The 17448-nt window shown below is 63.5% G+C and carries 17 protein-coding genes; 10 read left to right on the forward strand and 7 right to left on the reverse strand.

What is annotated here, in order from left to right; genetic code table 11:
* Window positions 1-2: 2 nt before the first annotated feature.
* From I6F35_RS04705 to I6F35_RS04725, 5 genes are all read left to right on the forward strand, one after another.
* Window positions 3-2735: a hybrid sensor histidine kinase/response regulator gene (locus I6F35_RS04705; RefSeq protein WP_225116492.1), complete on the forward strand. Its 2733-nt coding sequence runs from the start codon at window positions 3-5 to the stop codon at window positions 2733-2735.
* Between the two features lie 32 nt (window positions 2736-2767).
* Window positions 2768-3238, forward strand: coding sequence for a chemotaxis protein CheW (locus I6F35_RS04710; protein WP_225116493.1), 471 nt, complete (start codon window positions 2768-2770; stop codon window positions 3236-3238).
* Between the two features lie 63 nt (window positions 3239-3301).
* Window positions 3302-3667, forward strand: coding sequence for a response regulator (locus I6F35_RS04715; RefSeq protein WP_225116494.1), 366 nt, complete (start codon window positions 3302-3304; stop codon window positions 3665-3667).
* Between the two features lie 84 nt (window positions 3668-3751).
* On the forward strand, window positions 3752-4912 hold the full coding sequence (locus I6F35_RS04720) for a chemotaxis response regulator protein-glutamate methylesterase (protein WP_225116495.1): 1161 nt from the start codon (window positions 3752-3754) through the stop codon (window positions 4910-4912).
* A complete protein-coding gene (locus I6F35_RS04725; RefSeq protein ID WP_225116496.1) occupies window positions 4909-5781 on the forward strand; it encodes a protein-glutamate O-methyltransferase CheR in 873 nt (290 codons plus the stop codon). Before I6F35_RS04720 ends, I6F35_RS04725 begins: the two co-directional genes overlap by 4 nt.
* Window positions 5782-5915: 134 nt before the next feature.
* On the opposite strand, the gene I6F35_RS04730 is transcribed toward I6F35_RS04725, so the two are convergent.
* Window positions 5916-7073, reverse strand: a complete 1158-nt coding sequence (locus I6F35_RS04730; RefSeq protein WP_225116859.1) for a glutathionylspermidine synthase family protein — start codon at window positions 7071-7073, stop codon at window positions 5916-5918.
* Window positions 7074-7080: 7 nt separating this feature from the next.
* Window positions 7081-7308 (reverse strand): hypothetical protein, encoded by a 228-nt coding sequence (locus tag I6F35_RS04735; protein ID WP_225116497.1) that lies wholly within the window; start codon window positions 7306-7308, stop codon window positions 7081-7083.
* Between the two features lie 414 nt (window positions 7309-7722).
* On the opposite strand from I6F35_RS04735, the gene I6F35_RS04740 reads away from it, so the two are divergent.
* Complete coding sequence (locus I6F35_RS04740; protein ID WP_225116498.1) at window positions 7723-8334, forward strand: intradiol ring-cleavage dioxygenase; 612 nt, start codon at window positions 7723-7725, stop codon at window positions 8332-8334.
* Between the two features lie 37 nt (window positions 8335-8371).
* On the opposite strand, the gene I6F35_RS04745 is transcribed toward I6F35_RS04740, so the two are convergent.
* The 3 genes from I6F35_RS04745 to I6F35_RS04755 all read right to left on the reverse strand — a co-directional run bounded on the left by I6F35_RS04745 (window position 8372) and on the right by I6F35_RS04755 (window position 10180).
* Complete coding sequence (locus tag I6F35_RS04745) at window positions 8372-8956, reverse strand: DUF4126 domain-containing protein (protein ID WP_225116499.1); 585 nt, start codon at window positions 8954-8956, stop codon at window positions 8372-8374.
* Between the two features lie 95 nt (window positions 8957-9051).
* A complete protein-coding gene (locus tag I6F35_RS04750) occupies window positions 9052-9309 on the reverse strand; it encodes a GlsB/YeaQ/YmgE family stress response membrane protein (RefSeq protein ID WP_225116500.1) in 258 nt (85 codons plus the stop codon).
* A gap of 169 nt (window positions 9310-9478) precedes the next feature.
* A complete protein-coding gene (locus I6F35_RS04755) occupies window positions 9479-10180 on the reverse strand; it encodes a response regulator transcription factor (RefSeq protein ID WP_016848562.1) in 702 nt (233 codons plus the stop codon).
* Window positions 10181-10549: 369 nt separating this feature from the next.
* On the opposite strand from I6F35_RS04755, the gene fliI reads away from it, so the two are divergent.
* The 4 genes from fliI to I6F35_RS04775 all read left to right on the forward strand — a co-directional run bounded on the left by fliI (window position 10550) and on the right by I6F35_RS04775 (window position 14049).
* Window positions 10550-11875, forward strand: coding sequence for a flagellar protein export ATPase FliI (gene fliI, locus I6F35_RS04760; RefSeq protein WP_225116501.1), 1326 nt, complete (start codon window positions 10550-10552; stop codon window positions 11873-11875).
* Between the two features lie 109 nt (window positions 11876-11984).
* Complete coding sequence (fliJ, locus tag I6F35_RS04765) at window positions 11985-12401, forward strand: flagellar export protein FliJ (RefSeq protein ID WP_225116502.1); 417 nt, start codon at window positions 11985-11987, stop codon at window positions 12399-12401.
* Between the two features lie 179 nt (window positions 12402-12580).
* Complete coding sequence (locus I6F35_RS04770; RefSeq protein WP_225116503.1) at window positions 12581-13126, forward strand: sigma-70 family RNA polymerase sigma factor; 546 nt, start codon at window positions 12581-12583, stop codon at window positions 13124-13126.
* Between the two features lie 38 nt (window positions 13127-13164).
* Window positions 13165-14049 carry an anti-sigma factor gene (locus I6F35_RS04775; RefSeq protein WP_225116504.1) on the forward strand — a complete coding sequence of 295 codons (885 nt, stop codon included), beginning with the start codon at window positions 13165-13167 and terminating at the stop codon, window positions 14047-14049.
* Window positions 14050-14181: 132 nt separating this feature from the next.
* Here I6F35_RS04775 and I6F35_RS04780 read toward each other — a convergent pair whose 3' ends face one another.
* Window positions 14182-14376, reverse strand: coding sequence for a hypothetical protein (locus I6F35_RS04780; RefSeq protein ID WP_225116505.1), 195 nt, complete (start codon window positions 14374-14376; stop codon window positions 14182-14184).
* A 309-nt stretch (window positions 14377-14685) separates the two neighbouring features.
* Window positions 14686-16812, reverse strand: coding sequence for a flagellar biosynthesis protein FlhA (gene flhA / locus I6F35_RS04785; RefSeq protein ID WP_225116506.1), 2127 nt, complete (start codon window positions 16810-16812; stop codon window positions 14686-14688).
* Between the last annotated feature and the right edge of the window lie 636 nt (window positions 16813-17448).

Raw genomic sequence — 17448 nt, forward strand, 5'->3', positions numbered from 1 at the left:
TCATGGACGATTTGATGCGGGAATTTCTGACCGAGACCAGCGAGAGTCTGGACACGGTCGACAATCAGTTGGTGAAGTTCGAGCAAGAGCCGAACAACGCGAAGATTCTCGATAACATTTTTCGCCTGGTGCACACCATCAAGGGGACCTGCGGCTTCCTGGGCCTGCCGCGGCTCGAAGCGCTGGCGCATGCCGGCGAGACCTTGATGGGCAAATTCCGCGACGGCATGCCGGTCACCGCGGAAGCAGTCACGCTGATCCTGTCCAGCATCGACCGCATCAAGGAGATTCTCGCAGGGCTGGAAGCGACCGAGGCCGAGCCGGAAGGATCTGACGAAGATCTCATCGTCAAGCTGCACGAGATGGCCGAGCGCAGTTTCGAAGCCATGGCCGCGGAAGCCGGTGCCGAGCCGGCAGCACCTGTGGTTGCCGCGCCGCCGCTGCAGCCCGCGGTGACGGAGGGCACGCTGGTGGTGCAAACGCTCGAACGTCCGCTGCGTCCCGGTGAAGTCTCGCTCGACGAACTCGAGCGCGCATTCCGCGAGACCGCCACCGAAGTGACGCCGCCCGCACCTGTTGCCGCGCCGGCGCCGAAGCCTGCCGCTGCCGCGGAGCCGGCGGCAGAGGTTGCCAAGGAGAAGAAGGCGCCGAGGAAGACGGTCGCCGTCGAAGGCGACATGCACGAGTCCGACAAGGTCGCCAACCAGTCGATCCGCGTCAACGTGGATACGCTGGAGCATTTGATGACCATGGTCTCCGAGCTGGTGCTGACCCGCAACCAGCTCCTGGAGATCTCCCGCCGCAACGAGGACACCGAGTTCAAGGTGCCGTTGCAGCGCCTCTCCAACGTCACCGCCGAGCTGCAGGAAGGCGTCATGAAGACGCGCATGCAGCCGATCGGCAACGCCTGGCAGAAGCTGCCGCGTATCGTGCGCGATCTCTCGGGCGAACTCGGCAAGCAGATCGAACTGGAGATGCATGGCGCCGACACCGAGCTCGACCGCCAGGTGCTCGATCTGATCAAGGATCCCCTGACGCACATGGTGCGCAACTCCGCCGACCATGGTCTGGAGACCACGGCCGAGCGCGCGGCGGCCGGCAAGCCGGAGCAGGGCACCATCCGTCTCTCCGCCTATCATGAGGGCGGCCACATCATCATCTGCATCGCCGACAACGGCCGCGGTCTCAACACCGAACGGATCAAGGCGAAAGCTCTGGCCAACGGCCTCGTCACCGAGGCTGAGCTGGAGAAGATGACGGAAGCGCAGATCCACAAGTTCATCTTCGCGCCGGGCTTCTCGACGGCCGCGCAAGTCACTTCGGTTTCCGGCCGCGGCGTCGGCATGGACGTGGTCCGCACCAATATCGACCAGATCGGCGGCACCATCGACATCAAGTCGGTCGCCGGTGAGGGCTGCTCCGTCACCATCAAAATCCCGCTGACGCTCGCGATCGTGTCCGCGCTGATCGTCGAGGCAGGCGGCGACCGCTTCGCGATTCCCCAGCTCTCGGTCGTCGAACTGGTTCGCGCCCGGGCCAATTCCGAGCACCGCATCGAGCGCATCAAGGACACCGCCGTGCTGCGGCTGCGCAACAAGCTGCTGCCGCTGATGCATCTGAAGAAGCTGCTCAAGATCGACGATGGATCTTCCAGCGATCCCGAGAACGGCTTCATCGTGGTGACGCAGGTCGGCAGCCAGACTTTCGGCATCGTGGTCGACGGCGTGTTCCACACCGAGGAAATCGTGGTCAAGCCGATGTCGACCAAGCTGCGTCACATCGACATGTTCTCCGGCAACACCATCCTTGGTGATGGCGCCGTCATCATGATCATCGATCCCAATGGCATTGCCAAGGCGCTCGGCGCTGCCGGCTCGTCCGCCCATGAGATGGCGGACGATAGCGCCGCGGCCCATGTCAGCGGCGAGCAGCTCACCTCGCTGCTCGTGTTCCGCGCCGGCACCAGCCAGCCCAAGGCGGTGCCGCTCGGGCTCGTCACGCGGCTTGAGGAGATCGCCACCGACAAGATCGAGCTCTCCAACGGCCGCTACATGGTGCAGTACCGCGATCAGTTGATGCCGCTGGTGCAGATGGCGGGCGTCAATGTGCAGACCTCCGGCTCGCAGCCGATCCTGGTGTTTGCCGACGACGGCCGCTCGATGGGCCTCGTGGTCGACGAGATCATCGACATCGTCGAGGAGCGGCTTCACATCGAGGTCGTGGGCTCGCAGGATGGCATTCTCGGCTCGGCCGTGATCAAGGGCCAGGCGACCGAAGTGATCGACGTCGGCCACTTCCTGCCGATAGCCTTCGCCGACTGGTTCAGCCGCAAGGAGATGCGGCCGTCGTCCAACGCGCAATCGGTGCTGCTGGTCGACGATAGCGCGTTCTTCCGCAACATGCTGGCGCCGGTCCTGAAGGCCGCCGGTTACAAGGTGCGCACCGCGCCGAACGCACAGGAAGGGCTTGCCGCGCTGCGTTCGGGGCAGTCGTTCGACGTGGTGCTGACCGACATCGAGATGCCGGAGATGAACGGCTTCGAGTTCGCCGAGAGCATCCGCTCCGATCAGCATTTGAGCGGCGTTCCGATCATTGCGCTGTCGGCGATGGTCTCGCCGGCTGCGATCGAGCGCGGACGGCAAGCCGGCTTCCATGATTACGTGGCCAAATTCGACCGGCCCGGCCTGATCGCGGCGCTGAAGGAACAGACCGCCGAGGTCAGGAAAGCGGCATGAGCAGGTTGAGCCGGGCACAAGGAACTGAAACGATGACCAGCAAGACCGACACCATCGAAGGCACCATGGCCGAATACGTCACCGCCGTGATCGGCGGGCAATTGTTCGGCCTGCCGATCTCACGGGTGCAGGACGTGTTCATGCCGGAGCGGCTGACGCGGGTGCCATTGTCCTCCAGCGAGATCGCGGGCGTCTTGAACCTGCGCGGCCGCATCGTCACCGTGGTCGATATGCGCGCGCGGCTCGGCCTGCCGAAGAATGACGACGGCAAGCTGCCGATGGCAGTCGGCGTCGATCTCCGCGGTGAATCCTATGGTCTCTTGATCGACCAGATCGGCGAAGTGCTGCGGCTGCCCGACGACAGCCGCGAAGAAAATCCTGTCAACCTCGATCCGCGCATGGCCAAGCTTGCCGGCGGCGTCCATCGCCTCGACGGCCAGCTCATGGTCGTCCTCGATGTCGACCGCGTGCTCGAACTGATGCCGGATGCAAAGGCGGCCTGATCGGCGCCTTCGAAGAACTGAAACGGAAACGTCCCTCGCGGGACGAGGATGTAGAGGCCCAACATGAGAACCTGTCTTGTTGTCGATGACTCCAGCGTCATTCGCAAGGTCGCGCGCCGCATCCTGGAAGGCCTCGACTTCCAGATCGTCGAAGCCGAGGACGGCGAGAAGGCGCTCGAAGCCTGCAAGCGTGCGATGCCCACCGCCGTGCTGCTCGACTGGAACATGCCGGTGATGGATGGCTACGAATTCCTCGGCAATCTGCGCCGCATGCCGGGCGGCGATCAGCCCAAGGTGGTGTTCTGCACCACCGAGAACGACGTCGCGCATATCGCCCGCGCGCTGCATGCCGGCGCCAATGAATACATCATGAAGCCGTTCGACAAGGACATCGTCACCGCGAAGTTCCAGGAAGTCGGCCTGATCTGAGTGTCGCGTTCGATCCGGCGGCTGGTAGCCATCGGCATGAGAGCATGATCCCGCAAGCCGTGCCGTTGAGCCGCTGGTGAACTAATGAGTGTTGCGTTGACAAATGCCCCGGCCCGAACTCCGACAAGGGAAGAGCCGTTGCGGGTGATGGTGGTTGACGACTCCGTCGTCATCCGCGGCATGATCTCGCGCTGGATCGGCGCCGAGTCCGACATGCAGGTGACGGCCTCATTCCGCACCGGTCTCGACGCCGTCAATCAGCTCGAGCGCGTCAATCCCGATGTCGCCGTGCTCGACATCGAAATGCCTGATCTGGACGGCATCTCGGCGCTGCCGCAGCTGCTCGCCAAGAAGCGCGACCTCGTCATCATCATGGCCTCGACGCTGACCCGCCGTAACGCGGAGATCAGCCTCAAGGCGCTGTCGCTCGGCGCGGCCGATTACATTCCCAAGCCGGAGAGCACCCGCGAGGCGGGCGCCGCCGAAACCTTCAGGCACGACCTGATCCAGAAGATCCGCCATCTCGGCGCCAAGGTGCGCCGCCGCGCGGCCGTCGTCGCGAGCCCGGCGTTAATCCCGGCGCAGGACAAGGCGCGTGAAGTCGCGCCCCGTCCGGCGACGGCGCAGCAGGGATTGGTGCGCCGGCCGTTCGGCATGCTGGCGCCGAAGGTGCTGCTGATCGGTTCGTCGACCGGTGGCCCGCAGGCGCTGATGGCGCTGGTCGCCGAGATCGGGCCAGTGATCGACCGCTTTCCGGTGCTGATCACCCAGCACATGCCGCCGACCTTCACCACAATCCTGGCCGAGCATCTCGCGCGCGCCAGCCGCCGGCCGGCGCATGAAGCTGTTGACGGCGAGACCGTCAAGGCCGGCCAGATCTATCTCGCGCCGGGCGGCCGCCATATGCGCGTCGCGCGCCACGGCGCCGAAATCACGATCGCGCTCGATGACGGGCCGCCGGTGAATTTCTGCAAGCCCGCGGTCGATCCGATGTTCACGTCCGCGATCGACGTCTGGCAGGGCGGCATCATGTCGGTGATCCTGACCGGCATGGGCTCGGACGGCATGCGCGGCGGCAAGGACATCGTCGCCGCCGGCGGCAGCGTGATTGCCCAGGACGAGGCCACCAGCGTCGTGTGGGGCATGCCGGGCGCGGCCGCGAATGCGGGGATCTGTGCCGCGGTGCTGCCGCTCAAGGAGATCGGACCGAAACTTAATCGGTTGTTTGCGGGAGATCGTTCGTGACGCCGTTGGATTATGACTATCTGCGCAAGCTCCTGAAGGAGCGGTCCGGCCTCGACCTCTCGTCCGACAAGCAATATCTGGTCGAGAGCCGCCTGGTGCCGCTCGCGCGCAAGTCGGGGCTGGCCGGCATTCCCGAATTGGTCCAGAGGATGAAGGGCGGCGGCGCCGAGGCGCTGACATCCGAAGTGGTCGAGGCGATGACCACCAACGAGACCTTCTTCTTTCGCGACAAGATTCCGTTCGACCATCTGAGGCAGACGGTACTGCCGGCGCTGTTGCAGGCGCGCGCCGCGCGGCGTTCGCTGCGGATCTGGTGCGCGGCGTCCTCCACCGGGCAGGAGCCTTACTCGATTGCGATGTGCTTGAAGGAAATGGGCGCGGCGCTCGCGGGCTGGCGCACCGAGATCGTCGCGACCGACCTGTCGCAGGCGGTGCTGGAAAAATCCAAGACCGGCATCTTCAGCCAGTTCGAGGTGCAGCGCGGCCTGCCGATCCAGCTCCTGGTGAAGTACTTCACCCAGATCGGCGAGTTCTGGCAGCTCAACGCCGACGTCCGCGCCATGGTGCAGCATCGCCAGCTCAACCTGCTGCAGGACTTCTCCCATCTCGGCACGTTCGACGTGATCTTCTGCCGGAACGTGCTGATCTATTTCGACCAGGAGACCAAGACGGACATCTTCGCACGGCTTGCGAAAATGCTCGAGCCCGATGGCGTGCTGGCGCTGGGGGCGGCCGAATCCGTGGTCGGCATCACCAGCGTGTTCAAGCCGTATCCCGACCGCCGCGGTCTCTATTGCCTGGGCACCGCATCCGTCGCCCGCGCCGGCGCGCCGATCGGATTACGAGCCGCCGCTTCAGCGGTACGATAGCCTGTGCTCTACCCATCCCACGGCTTCTACAATTTTGTCGCGCTGGCCGTCATTGCGAGCGAAGCGAAGCAATCCGTCTCACCACTTGCGGAGGCATGGATTGCTTCGCTTCGCTCGCAATGACGCAGGAACCCTCAAAGGATCGCGTGCGGCAGGAAGCGCGACGTGTTGCCCGTGATCGGATTCTCGTCCTCGCGGATCGACAGGCCGCATGGGATGTGATCGATCAGCCAGCTTCCGATGACAGGATACTGGCCCGAGAAGTTCGGCAGCGGCGCCAGTGCCTGGCGGATGAAGCCTTCGGCGCCGTAGGGCCCTTCCTGCTCGACCAGCGTGGTGCCGGCACTGACGAGCGCGACATTGGCGCCCTCGCGCGAATAGATCGGCTTGCGCACGAACGAACTGCCGAGCGTTTGCGCGTTCGGATCATCCTCGAAGTAGGCCGGCAGCAGATTGGGATGGTTCGGAAACATCTCCCATAGCAGCGGCAGGATGCCCTTATTGGAAAGGATCGCCTTCCAGGGCGGCTCGATCCAGCGTGTCGGCGCGCTCGCAAGCCTGGCGCCGAAGGCATCGTGGTGCATCCATTCCCAAGGATAGAGCTTGAAGGCGAGTGCGATTGTGCGGTTATCCAGGTCGACAAAGCGGCCATCATCGGCAAGGCCGATGTCCTCGATATCGAGCAGCGTCGTCGCAAGACCGGCTTGAGTGGCGGTATCCTCAAGATAAGCGAGCGTTGCGGCGTCCTCGGCATTGCTCGTCATGCCGGCAAGATGCAGGTGGCCGCTGGGCGCCAGTTTCTTCCAGGCATCGATCAGTCGCTCGTGGATCGAATTATACTGATCGGATCGTTTCGGAATGATGTTGCGCTCGATCGCCTGCTCGAGCCAGGTCCACTGGAATACCGCGGCCTCGAAGATCGAGGTCGGCGTGTCGGCATTGTACTCGAGGAGCTTCGCCGGCCCGCGTCCGTCGAAGCTGAGATCGAGCCGGCCGTAGAGGCTCTCCTCGTCGCGGCGCCAGCTTTCCGCGATCAGCGGCCAGAACGCTTCGGGGATTTTCAGCCGGCGCAGATATCTTTCGTCATCAATGGCGCGATCGACCAGTTCGAGGCACATTGCATCGATCTCGCCGGTCGGCGCCTCGATCCCGTGTTCGATCTCATCCAGCGTGAAGGCGTAATAGGCGCGTTCGTCCCAGTAACGTTCGCCGCCGATGCTATGGAAACTGAAGCCGGCGCGCTCGGCGGTTGCCTGCCAGTCGTCACGCTCTGAACAAGGGATGCGGTGCATGAGGACATCAGCTGCCGCCATGCGAAGGATCGTCGTCGGCGTCGCTCTGGTCGCGGAAGCTGCGTGGCGTACCGCCGAAGCCACCATAGATCGGGCGGCAATCGGGTTTGCCGCTAGGGCCAGGCAGGGCCATGCTGCCGGGGCTGCAACCGGCGCGCGGCACCAGCCCCATCGAGACGGCGCCGACCGCAGCGCTTCCCATCAATGTCAGCACAACGCGGCGCGAGCGTTTCATAGGGGCCGTCCTGCTTATCCGCCGTTTGCGGTGTGGCGCCAGTTTCCAACAGCGGTCGATGCCAAGGCAAGCAAAAGCAGGCAATTCACGGCGATGTGCGAAGGACACGCGCTTCTCTCGCGGATGAGCTCGAATTCGTTGTGTGTGGCGACGCACAACCGAATCTGGTCCTGGCCATCGTGCTCCCGATTCGCCCGACAACAGAATTGCACGAGCGATTGGTCGGCGCGTCACGATGGTCGGTTCAATCCGGATGAGGTGAGATCCTGCAGCCGCTCCGCTCCCCGGCCTCAAACGAGGGCTGCGTTGACGAAATAAATCACGGACCTTTGACCGATTGCCGGCATGATGCCGGCCAGTACCGGTCGTACCATCCTCACGGAAGCGTCCATGGAAACAGGTCGGTAATCCCCGATGAAAGATCATCTGTTGACGCGGCGTCAGGCTATCGGTCGCTGGCTGGCCGCAACCTCGCTCGGCGTTGCCGCTTCGGAGCTGTGGCAGCCCGGTCCGGCGCAAGCGCAACTGCTGCCCGAAACGCCGTCATGCGGTGCCGACAACGCGCCCACGGTTTCGCAAACCGAAGGGCCATTCTACACGCCGCGCACGCCCCTGAAGCGCGACTTCCGGATCGATGCAGCGGGCGAGGCCATCACATTGACCGGCTTTGTCATCGACAGGCGCTGCCAACCTGTCGCGAACGCGGTGGTCGATCTCTGGCACGCTGACGCGCGTGGCGCCTACGACAATAGCGGCTACAAGCTGCGAGGATACCAGGTGACCGACGGGCAGGGACGATATGCTTTTGAGACCATCGTGCCGGGGCTGTATCCCGGACGGACCCGGCATTTCCATGTCAAGGTCGCGGCGCCGGGCCAGCGCGTTCTCGCGACACAGCTCTATTTCCCGGGCGATGCGCGCGCCAACAGCAGCGACGGCATCTTCGACCGCCGCCTGCTGATGCGCATCGACAACACATCGGAAGGCAAGGTCGGCCGCTACGATTTCGTCGTGAACGTTGCTTGAGCCGATCGACGCAGTTCGCAACCAGCCGGTGCACCGCTTACGGTTCGTTTGGCCGGTGCGATCCCCGAGCCGGGCCCCGGAACAGGCGGAATGCCAGCCAGACGAACAGGATGACCAGCGCGAGCGCGACGAATGGCGCAGCCAGGGCCAGAAGCGAGATCAGCGAGGCGCTTCCGAGTTCGGCCGTTGCGACGGCCGAATTTCCAAGGCCACCCGTGAAGACGGTCGATTTTGCCCTGAGCATTGCGGTCAAACCTTGCGTGATGCCGGCAATGCCGCCTCCAGCGATAATAGCCGCCGTCCATTTCAGCATCGGCGGCAAGTCGGTCATGACAGCGGCGGAAACGATCGTCCCCGCGGCGACGGCAGCGGGCGTCGCCACCGTATCGAGCAGGTTGTCCACACCGGGAATGTAGAACGCGGCGATCTCGGCGATGGCCGCGGTGCCAAGCATGATGATCGCAGCAGGTGTGCCGAGCCATGCAAAGCCCTCATTCAGGTTTGCATGTCCGGTGTAAGCGGCCACGCTCAGGATCAGCAGCGGCAGGAACAGCCGGAAGCCGGTTGCGGCGGCCAGACCGATGCCAAGGCCGACCGACAGTGCCAGATCGAAGTTCGACATAAGCGGCAAACTCCATCAGCCCTGTTCGGGCAGAAGTATTGCAACTGTCAGCGACGACGGCCGCTGATGGTATGAACGGCGGCGATGTCTCGGCGTCAAGTCGTTCGCCGGCTCGCGAAGAGGCCATACACGAACAAGACGATGATCGCCCCGACGACCGCTCCGATAAGCCCTGCGCCTTCACCCGGGCCGTACCAGCCGAGGGCTTGTCCGAGATACGTTGCAACGAACGCGCCCACGATCCCGAGGATCGTCGTCATGATGAAGCCTGACGGCTCGTTGTCGCCCGGCATGATGAACTTGGCGATGACCCCGGCGATGAAGCCGATGATGATGGTCCAGAGAATGCCCATTCGCGTAACTCCTTGCGCGATATTTCATCCTTGGGACGCCAGATCGTAGCATCTCTTGCGGATCTTCGATCTGTCCGAGAGGTTGTAACACTTGCGCAAAACAAAAACCCCGCCACTTTGGCGGGGTTCGGTCGGGAGGGTGAGCCTCTGGGGTCGCCATAAACCTGGATCAGGCCGGGATGCGCTCGTCGGCTTCGTGCGGTTCGCGCAGCACGTAGCCGCGGCCCCAGACGGTCTCGATGAAGTTGCGGCCTTCGGAAGCGTTGGCGAGCTTCTTGCGCAGCTTGCAGATGAAGACGTCGATGATCTTCAACTCCGGCTCGTCCATGCCGCCATAGAGGTGGTTCAGGAACATTTCCTTGGTCAGCGTGGTGCCCTTGCGGAGCGAGAGCAGCTCCAGCATCTGGTATTCCTTGCCGGTCAGATGCACGCGCTGGCCGCCGACTTCCACCGTCTTGGTGTCGAGGTTGACCACGAGATCGCCGGTCTGGATGACAGACTGGGCATGGCCCTTGGAGCGGCGCACGATGGCGTGGATGCGCGCGACGAGTTCGTCCTTGTGGAAGGGCTTGGTCATGTAGTCGTCGGCGCCGACGCCGAGACCTTTGACCTTGTCCTCGATGCCAGCAAGGCCGGAGAGGATCAGAATGGGAGTTTTGATCTTGGAGACCCGGAGCTGCTTCAGCACGTCATAGCCGGACATGTCGGGCAGGTTGAGGTCGAGAAGGATAATGTCGTAGTCGTAAAGTTTGCCGAGGTCGACGCCTTCTTCGCCGAGGTCCGTCGTATAGACGTTGAAACTCTCGGATTTGAGCATCAATTCGATCGACTGCGCGACGGCGCTGTCATCTTCTATCAGCAAAACGCGCATGCCAGTCCCCTTTAGTCGCCGCTCCTGGGCGTCAGGTCGGCCGCACTTGCGGCACTCACAAAACGCCTTTGCACAACTGATTCGGATCCTGACGAGACATGGTTAACAAAAACTGATTCCCATTCGCAAGGTCCACAGTGCAATTTTTTTCGAATCGCCCTAAGATATTGCGTGGAAGCAGCTTTTCTCATCCGTGTTCGTTCAAGCTCCACATTAAGAGGCGGCACTAACCGACTCTCGCGACTCGCCCTTCTTCTGAACAGGCAAGCGACCTCAGTCACCCAAAGACAGTGACGCAATGATTAATGATGCGGGTAAACACGAAGTTAAGCGGATCGGCAGAAAACAGCGAAACTTAAGGTTTTCGCAATGAAGGCGCTTGCGGAACAGATCGGCGACATCGACGGCGTCAATATTTATGGCCGGGTGGTTGGTGTCCGCGGGCTCATGGTCGAGATCGCTGGCCCCATCCATGCGATGTCGGTCGGCGCGCGCATCGTGATCGATGTTGGCGGCAACCGCTTCATCCCGGCGGAGGTGATCGGCTTCTCCGGTAGCAACGCGGTGGTGATGCCGTTCGGTGGTCTCGAAGGCGTCAGGCGCGGCTGCCGTGCTGTGATCGCCAATGCCGCCGGCTTCGTGCGGCCCTCGCCGGCATGGCTCGGCCGTGTCGTCAACGCAATGGGGGAGCCGATCGACGGCAAGGGTCCGCTGCCGCAGGGCGCCTCTCCCGTTCCTTTCCGCAATTCGCCGCCGCCGGCGCATTCGCGCAAGCGGGTCGGCAGCCCGCTCGATCTCGGCATCCGCGCGCTCAACACGTTCCTGACCTGCTGCCGCGGCCAGCGGCTCGGCATCTTCGCCGGCTCCGGCGTCGGCAAGTCGGTGCTGCTGTCGATGCTGGCGCGCAATGTCGACGCCGACATCTCGGTGATCGGGCTGATCGGCGAACGCGGCCGCGAGGTGCAGGAATTCCTCCAGGAAGACCTCGGCGAGGAGGGGCTTGCGCGCTCGGTGGTCGTGGTCGCGACTTCCGACGAGCCGGCTCTGATGCGGCGGCAGGCCGCCTATCTCACGCTCGCGATCGCGGAGTATTTTCGCGACGAGGACAAGGACGTGCTGTGCCTGATGGATTCGGTGACGCGCTTTGCCATGGCGCAGCGCGAGATCGGTCTCTCCGCCGGCGAGCCGCCCACCGCCAAGGGCTATACGCCGACGGTCTTCACCGAACTGCCGAAGCTTCTGGAGCGGGCCGGGCCGGGGACCGGGGTCGGCGCCATCACCGCGATCTTCACGGTGCTGGTCGATGGCGACGACCACAATGAGCCCATCGCGGACGCCGTCCGCGGCATCCTCGATGGTCACATCGTGATGCAGCGCTCGATCGCCGAGCGTGGGCGCTACCCTGCGATCAACATTCTCAAATCGGTCTCCCGCACGATGCCGCGTTCGGCCGATCCGGCGTTTCTCCCCGTTATCACCAGGGCGCGCCAGGTGATGGCGACCTATGCCGATATGGAGGAGTTGATCCGGCTCGGCGCCTATCGGGCGGGTTCGAGCCCGGAAGTGGACGAGGCGATCCGCCTGCACGAGCCGTTGGAGGCCTTCCTGCGCCAGGGCAAGGGCGAGTCGGTCAGTCTGGCCGATGGCTACCGGCAACTGGGTCAAATCCTCTCGAACTTGGAAACGGAACGCTAACTTTGTCAGGCCATCATCCGCGGCATGTCATTAACGATGCCGGTAGGGCCCAGAGGGGAACCGGCTCTGTCCCGCGTTCAAAATTGGGGCTTCTGGGGAGTATGAGTCGATGAAGTCACGTGACACGCTGATCCGCCTGAAGAAATTTCAGGTCGACGAGAAGCGCCGCAGGGTCACCCAGATCGAAGGCATGATCGCCGATTTCCAACGCATGTCGGTGGAGCTTGAGCGCGAAATTCAGGTCGAGCAGGAGCGCGCCGGGATCAATGATCCCTCCCACTTCGCCTATCCGACCTATGCCAAGGCTGCGATCCAGCGCCGCGAAAACCTGACCCGATCCGCTGACGAACTGCGCATCCAGCTCGAGGAGGCCAAGGCGCAGCTCGGCGAAGCCTTCGAGGAACTCAAGAAGGTCGAACTCCTGGACGAGCGCGACCAGGCCCGCGAGCGCGCTGAAGAAAGCGCCCGCGAGCAGGCCGACATGGACTCGATCGGCTTGATGCGCGCGCGCCTCGGCGTCGCCTGAAGCCTGAAGAACTGCAAGCTGGACGGGAATCGCACCCGGGCTGCAAAGCCCGGGTTTTGCTTTGGAAAGGTCCGCAAATCCGATCGGCTGGTGGACCGTGGCATGCAGAACTATGCTACGAAGGGATAGGACTAATTCCCGGCATCAGGCGAACAGGATCGCGATTTGGGGGATGCTGAATGCTGACGCCGGCTGAGCTGGTCTGGCTGATCGCAGCCGTTGCCAAGGGGGACGAGGCCGCTTTCGAGCGCTTGTACGTGGCCACACGGGCGAAACTCTTCGGCGTCGTCTTGCGTATCTTGCGGCGTCAGGATCTTGCCGAGGAGGTCATTCAGGACACTTACGTCAAGATCTGGAACAGCGCGGCACAGTTCAATCCGGCGCTGGCATCGCCGATCACCTGGATGACATCCATTGCCCGCAACCGCGCCATCGACCTGGTCCGCAAGAAGGGCGAAATCTCGCTGGAGGAGGAGCCCGCGGCGATGGAGGTCGCGGCCGAGACGCCCGATCCGCTGGCGCGACGCGAAATGACGGAGGAATTGCGCCGCCTGTTGGAATGCGTCGGCCGTCTGGAGCCGGACCGGCAGAAGCTCGTCTTGCTCGCCTATTACAACGGCTGGAGCCGCGAGCAGCTCGCCGCCAAATTCGAGACGCCGGTGAACACGGTGAAGACATGGCTGCGTCGCAGCCTGCTGGAGATCAGGGAGTGTCTTGGGTTTTGAAGGCTCGGATTTGAAGATTTGGGTTTTGACGTCGTGTGATGGCCGATAACGAGGACCATATCGCGCTCGCTGCGGAGTACGCGCTCGGCACGCTCGATGCGGAGGAGCGCGCGCAGGTCGAGACCATGATGGCGATGAACGAGGAGTTCACCGCGCTCGTGCAGGCCTGGGAAGTCAGGCTCGGCCCGCTCAACCAGATGGTGGGGCTGGTCGAGCCGCGGCCGGTCGTATGGGAGAATATCAAGAGCGCGATCAGCCGGTCCTCCGCGTCGTCGCAAGAGCCCTTGGCATTGCCATCGGCGCCGCCACAGCCCGCGGTCGTTGAGGAGCCGTTCGTTCAGCAGGCGGCGGTCGGCGACGACGGCCGGGTGGTCCAACTCGCAAGCCGCCTCAAGCGCTGGCGCGGCGTGGCATCGGCGGCAAGCGCGATCGCGGCGGCGCTCCTGGTGGTGCTGGGCCTTCAGGTCTACCGGCCCGATTCGCTGCCTGACGCCATCCGTCCCAAGCCCCGCACACAGATCGTGGAAGTGAAGACGCCGCCCGCGCTGGCTTCGGGGCAATTTGTCGCCGTGCTGCAGCGGGACGGCAATTCGCCGGCCTTCATCCTCACCGTCGATGCCGCCACCAAGAATTTCACCGTGCGCCGGGTCGGGGCGACGCCCGAGCCGGGCAAGAGCTTCGAGCTGTGGCTGATCTCCGACCAGTTGCCGCAGCCGCGTTCGCTTGGCGTGATCGGTGCGGATGATTTTACCGAGCGCCCGGTGCTCTCATCCTTCGATGCCGCCACGATCAACGACGCGACCTACGCCGTCACGGTCGAGCCGGCGGGTGGATCGCCGACGGGCGTGCCGACGTCAGCGCCGATATTTTCCGGCAAATTGATCGAGAGCGTGCCGCCGGGCGTGCCGGCGCCGAACCGCTGATTTAAACAAAAAGAAAACGCCCGTGGGGAGCGGGCGTTTTCGATAGTCAACTTGGGGGTAGTTGGGGGTCTTAATATCCACGTGGCCTTTGGGGGGCTGTAAAGAACCACGTGAATTCCGTAAAATCCTTCTCTAGCGTACGAGCGAATTGTTCGATGAGGTGATGGCCACCGGCTTGCCGGCCTTCATCACCCGCGCGGTCTGGTACTCGTCCACGCTGTTGCGCGACATGATGCCAAGGCCGGCCACGATCACACCCGCTACGAGTGCAACGACCACAATCTTCAGATGGGTCGTCCGATCCGCGCTGTAGATCGAGTGGTTCATGGAAGTCTCCTGCCGCCTTCCCTGTCGTCTTCCTTTTGTCGGATACCTCTTCCGACAGGTTCAACATCGTTGCGCTCTTCCAACATAGGAATCGCGGATTCCGTTCCGTAGAGGTCATCACAAGCCCGTGAATAGACGTGATCGGGCGCGATCGAAATCGGCGGTCAAGCGAATATTATCTAGTTATTGCAATGCTTTAGATCAAAGTCACGATGACTTGCCGATAAGCTGTTGAAATTAAGCCATTTTCCACAAAGCAGTTGCATGTGGCGAAAATGCACAGCCTTTCGGCAACCGATTTGTGCGCGGTTACACGCTACCAACGGTCTTCAAGCGTGCCCGCGGATGGATCTCGGCCTGCGACAAAACGGTTGTCTGCGAGCGGAACCGTTCAACCAATGAGCGAACAAACGGCCGGATCGCCGCCGAGGTCACCAGCACCGGCGCCTCGCCTTCGCGCGCCGCCTGCTCGAAGGCATTGCGGGTCGCGGTCATGAACTCCGACAGTTTCGACGGCTGCATCGCAAGGCTCCTGTCCTCGCCGGTGCCCACGATCGATTCCGCGAACGCCTGCTCCCAGCGCGCCGATAGCGCGATCAGCGGCAGATAGCCGTTGTAGGAGGTGTTCTGCGCGCAGATCTGCCGCGCCAGGCGGGCGCGGACATGCTCGACGATGGTCGCCGGGTTGCGCGAGAAGGCGAGCGCATCGGCAATGCCTTCGAGGATGGTCGAGAGGTCGCGGATCGAGACGCGCTCGGCCAGCAGCAATTGCAGCACGCGCTGGATGCCGGAGATCGTGACCTGGCTCGGCACGATGTCCTTGATCAGCTCGCCTTGTTCCTTCGGCAGCTCCTTCAGGAGCTTCTGCACCTCGCCGTAGGACAACAGGTCCGACATGTTGTTCTTGAGCAGCTCGGTGAGGTGCGTCGACAGCACGGTGGCGGCATCGACCACGGTGTAGCCCTTCAGCGAGGCCTCTTCCTTCAGCGCGGCGTCGACCCAGGTCGCAGGCAGACCGAATGTCGGCTCGACGGTGTGGATGCCGGGGACCTGGACCTGGTTGCCGCCGGGGTCCATCACCATGAACTGGTTCGGCCAGATCCGCCCCGTCCCGGCGTCGACTTCCTTGATCTTGATGACATAGGTGTTGGCCTCGAGCTGGACGTTGTCGAGGATGCGCACCGCCGGCATCACGAAGCCCATCTCGACCGCGAGCGAGCGGCGCAGCGCCTTGATCTGCTCGGTCAACCGGTCGGTGCCGTCGGGACCGTTGACGAGCGGGAGCAGCGCATAGCCGAGCTCGATCTTGAGGTCGTCGATCTTGAGCGCGCTCGAGATCGGCTCCTCGGCGGCGGCCGCGGCCGCAGCAGCCGCCGCGGCGGGGGCGGCGGCCGCAGCGGCTTGGGCGGCCTTGACGGCATGCTTCTGCTTGCGCGCGGTCCAGGCCAGCGCGGCGGCGCCGGAGCCGAGCGCCAGGAACGGGATCATCGGAATGCCCGGCAGGAGCGACAGCACGATCATGACGCCGGCCGACATGCCGAGCGCCTGCGGATAGCCGGAGAGCTGATTCATCAGCGCCTTGTCGGCGGCGCCGGAGACGCCGGCCTTCGAGACCAGCAGGCCCGCGGCAGTCGAGACGATCAGCGCCGGCACCTGCGTCACCAGGCCGTCGCCGACGGTCAGCACGGTGTAAGTGCGCGCGGCCTCCGCAAAGCCCAGGCCCTGCTGGGCGACGCCGATGATGATGCCGCCGACCACGTTGATGAACACCACGAGCAGGCCCGCGATGGCGTCGCCACGAACGAATTTCGAGGCACCGTCCATGGCGCCGAAGAAGCCGCTTTCGTCCTCCAGCTCCTTGCGCCGCTCCTTGGCGACCTTCTCGTCGATCAGGCCGGCCGAGAGGTCGGCGTCGATCGCCATCTGCTTGCCAGGCATCGAATCCAAATGGAAGCGTGCCGCGACTTCGGCGATGCGGCCCGAACCTTTGGTGATGACCACGAAGTTGACGATGACCAGGATCGCGAACACGATGATCCCGATCACGAAATTGCCGCCCATCACGAAATTGCCGAAGGCCTCGATGACGTGGCCGGCGGCTGCCGTGCCCTCGTGCCCGTGCGACAGGATCAACCGCGTGGAAGCAAGGTTGAGCGATAATCGCAGCATGGTCGAGATCAAGAGGATGGTCGGAAACGAGGAGAATTCCAGCGGCGCCTGGATGAACAGCGCGGTCATCAGGATCAGGACCGACAGCGTGATCGAGATCGCCAGGAACAGGTCGAGCACGATCGACGGCAGCGGCAGGATCAGCACCACCAGGATGGTGAGGATGCCGAAGGCGAGCGCGATGTCGCCGCGCTTCAGGACGTTGGTGATGTCGGCCAGGGAGAAGCCGCCGGATGCCGTGCCCTGACCCGCCGTCACGTCGACCATGGTAGCCCGATCCCCCCGCGCCCGCCGGCCGCGGCCGCCAAATGTCTGCGCGGCGGCTTACGGACCGCCGCTCCGAAAGTGAGGCACCGCGCTGGCGTCCACGGGGGATCTCCTCCCGTCATACGCGACCGACGACACTCGACTTCACCCGGCAATTTTTGCCCAGCGTATGGTTAGTAAAGGGTTAACGGCACCCTCCTTTCGGAGGCGGGGGCGAGGCTCCGCCGGTGGCCTCGCCCTTCGAGACGCCTGCTTCGCAGGCTCCTCAAGGTGAGGGGATCGAGTGCGCTGCTCCATCCGCGTGGTTGCGAGCGGACGGGGAGGAGATACTGATTCAAATGTCAAACAGCTTCTCCGCGGTCGTCTTATGCCGAGAGGCCGCAGGATACTGGATGCCCCGCCTACGCGGGGCATGACAGTGTGAGGAGAGGATATGAGGTCGCGTTCTCGCGGCGCGTTGCGTCCGAGTCTTGCTTCACTTTCCACCCTCTCATCGAAGTGAGGGCGCAGGGAAAGCCGGGTGCCGGTCGCACCCGTGGGCACCGTGCAACAAAAAGCACGGGGGTAGGACCACAGGTCAACCGGAGCAACACCGGCTTTCCCTGCGCGATGGTTTACGGCTTACTTCGTGCTCTT

The organism is Bradyrhizobium sp. BRP22, from assembly GCF_020194175.1.
Classification (GTDB): domain Bacteria; phylum Pseudomonadota; class Alphaproteobacteria; order Rhizobiales; family Xanthobacteraceae; genus Bradyrhizobium.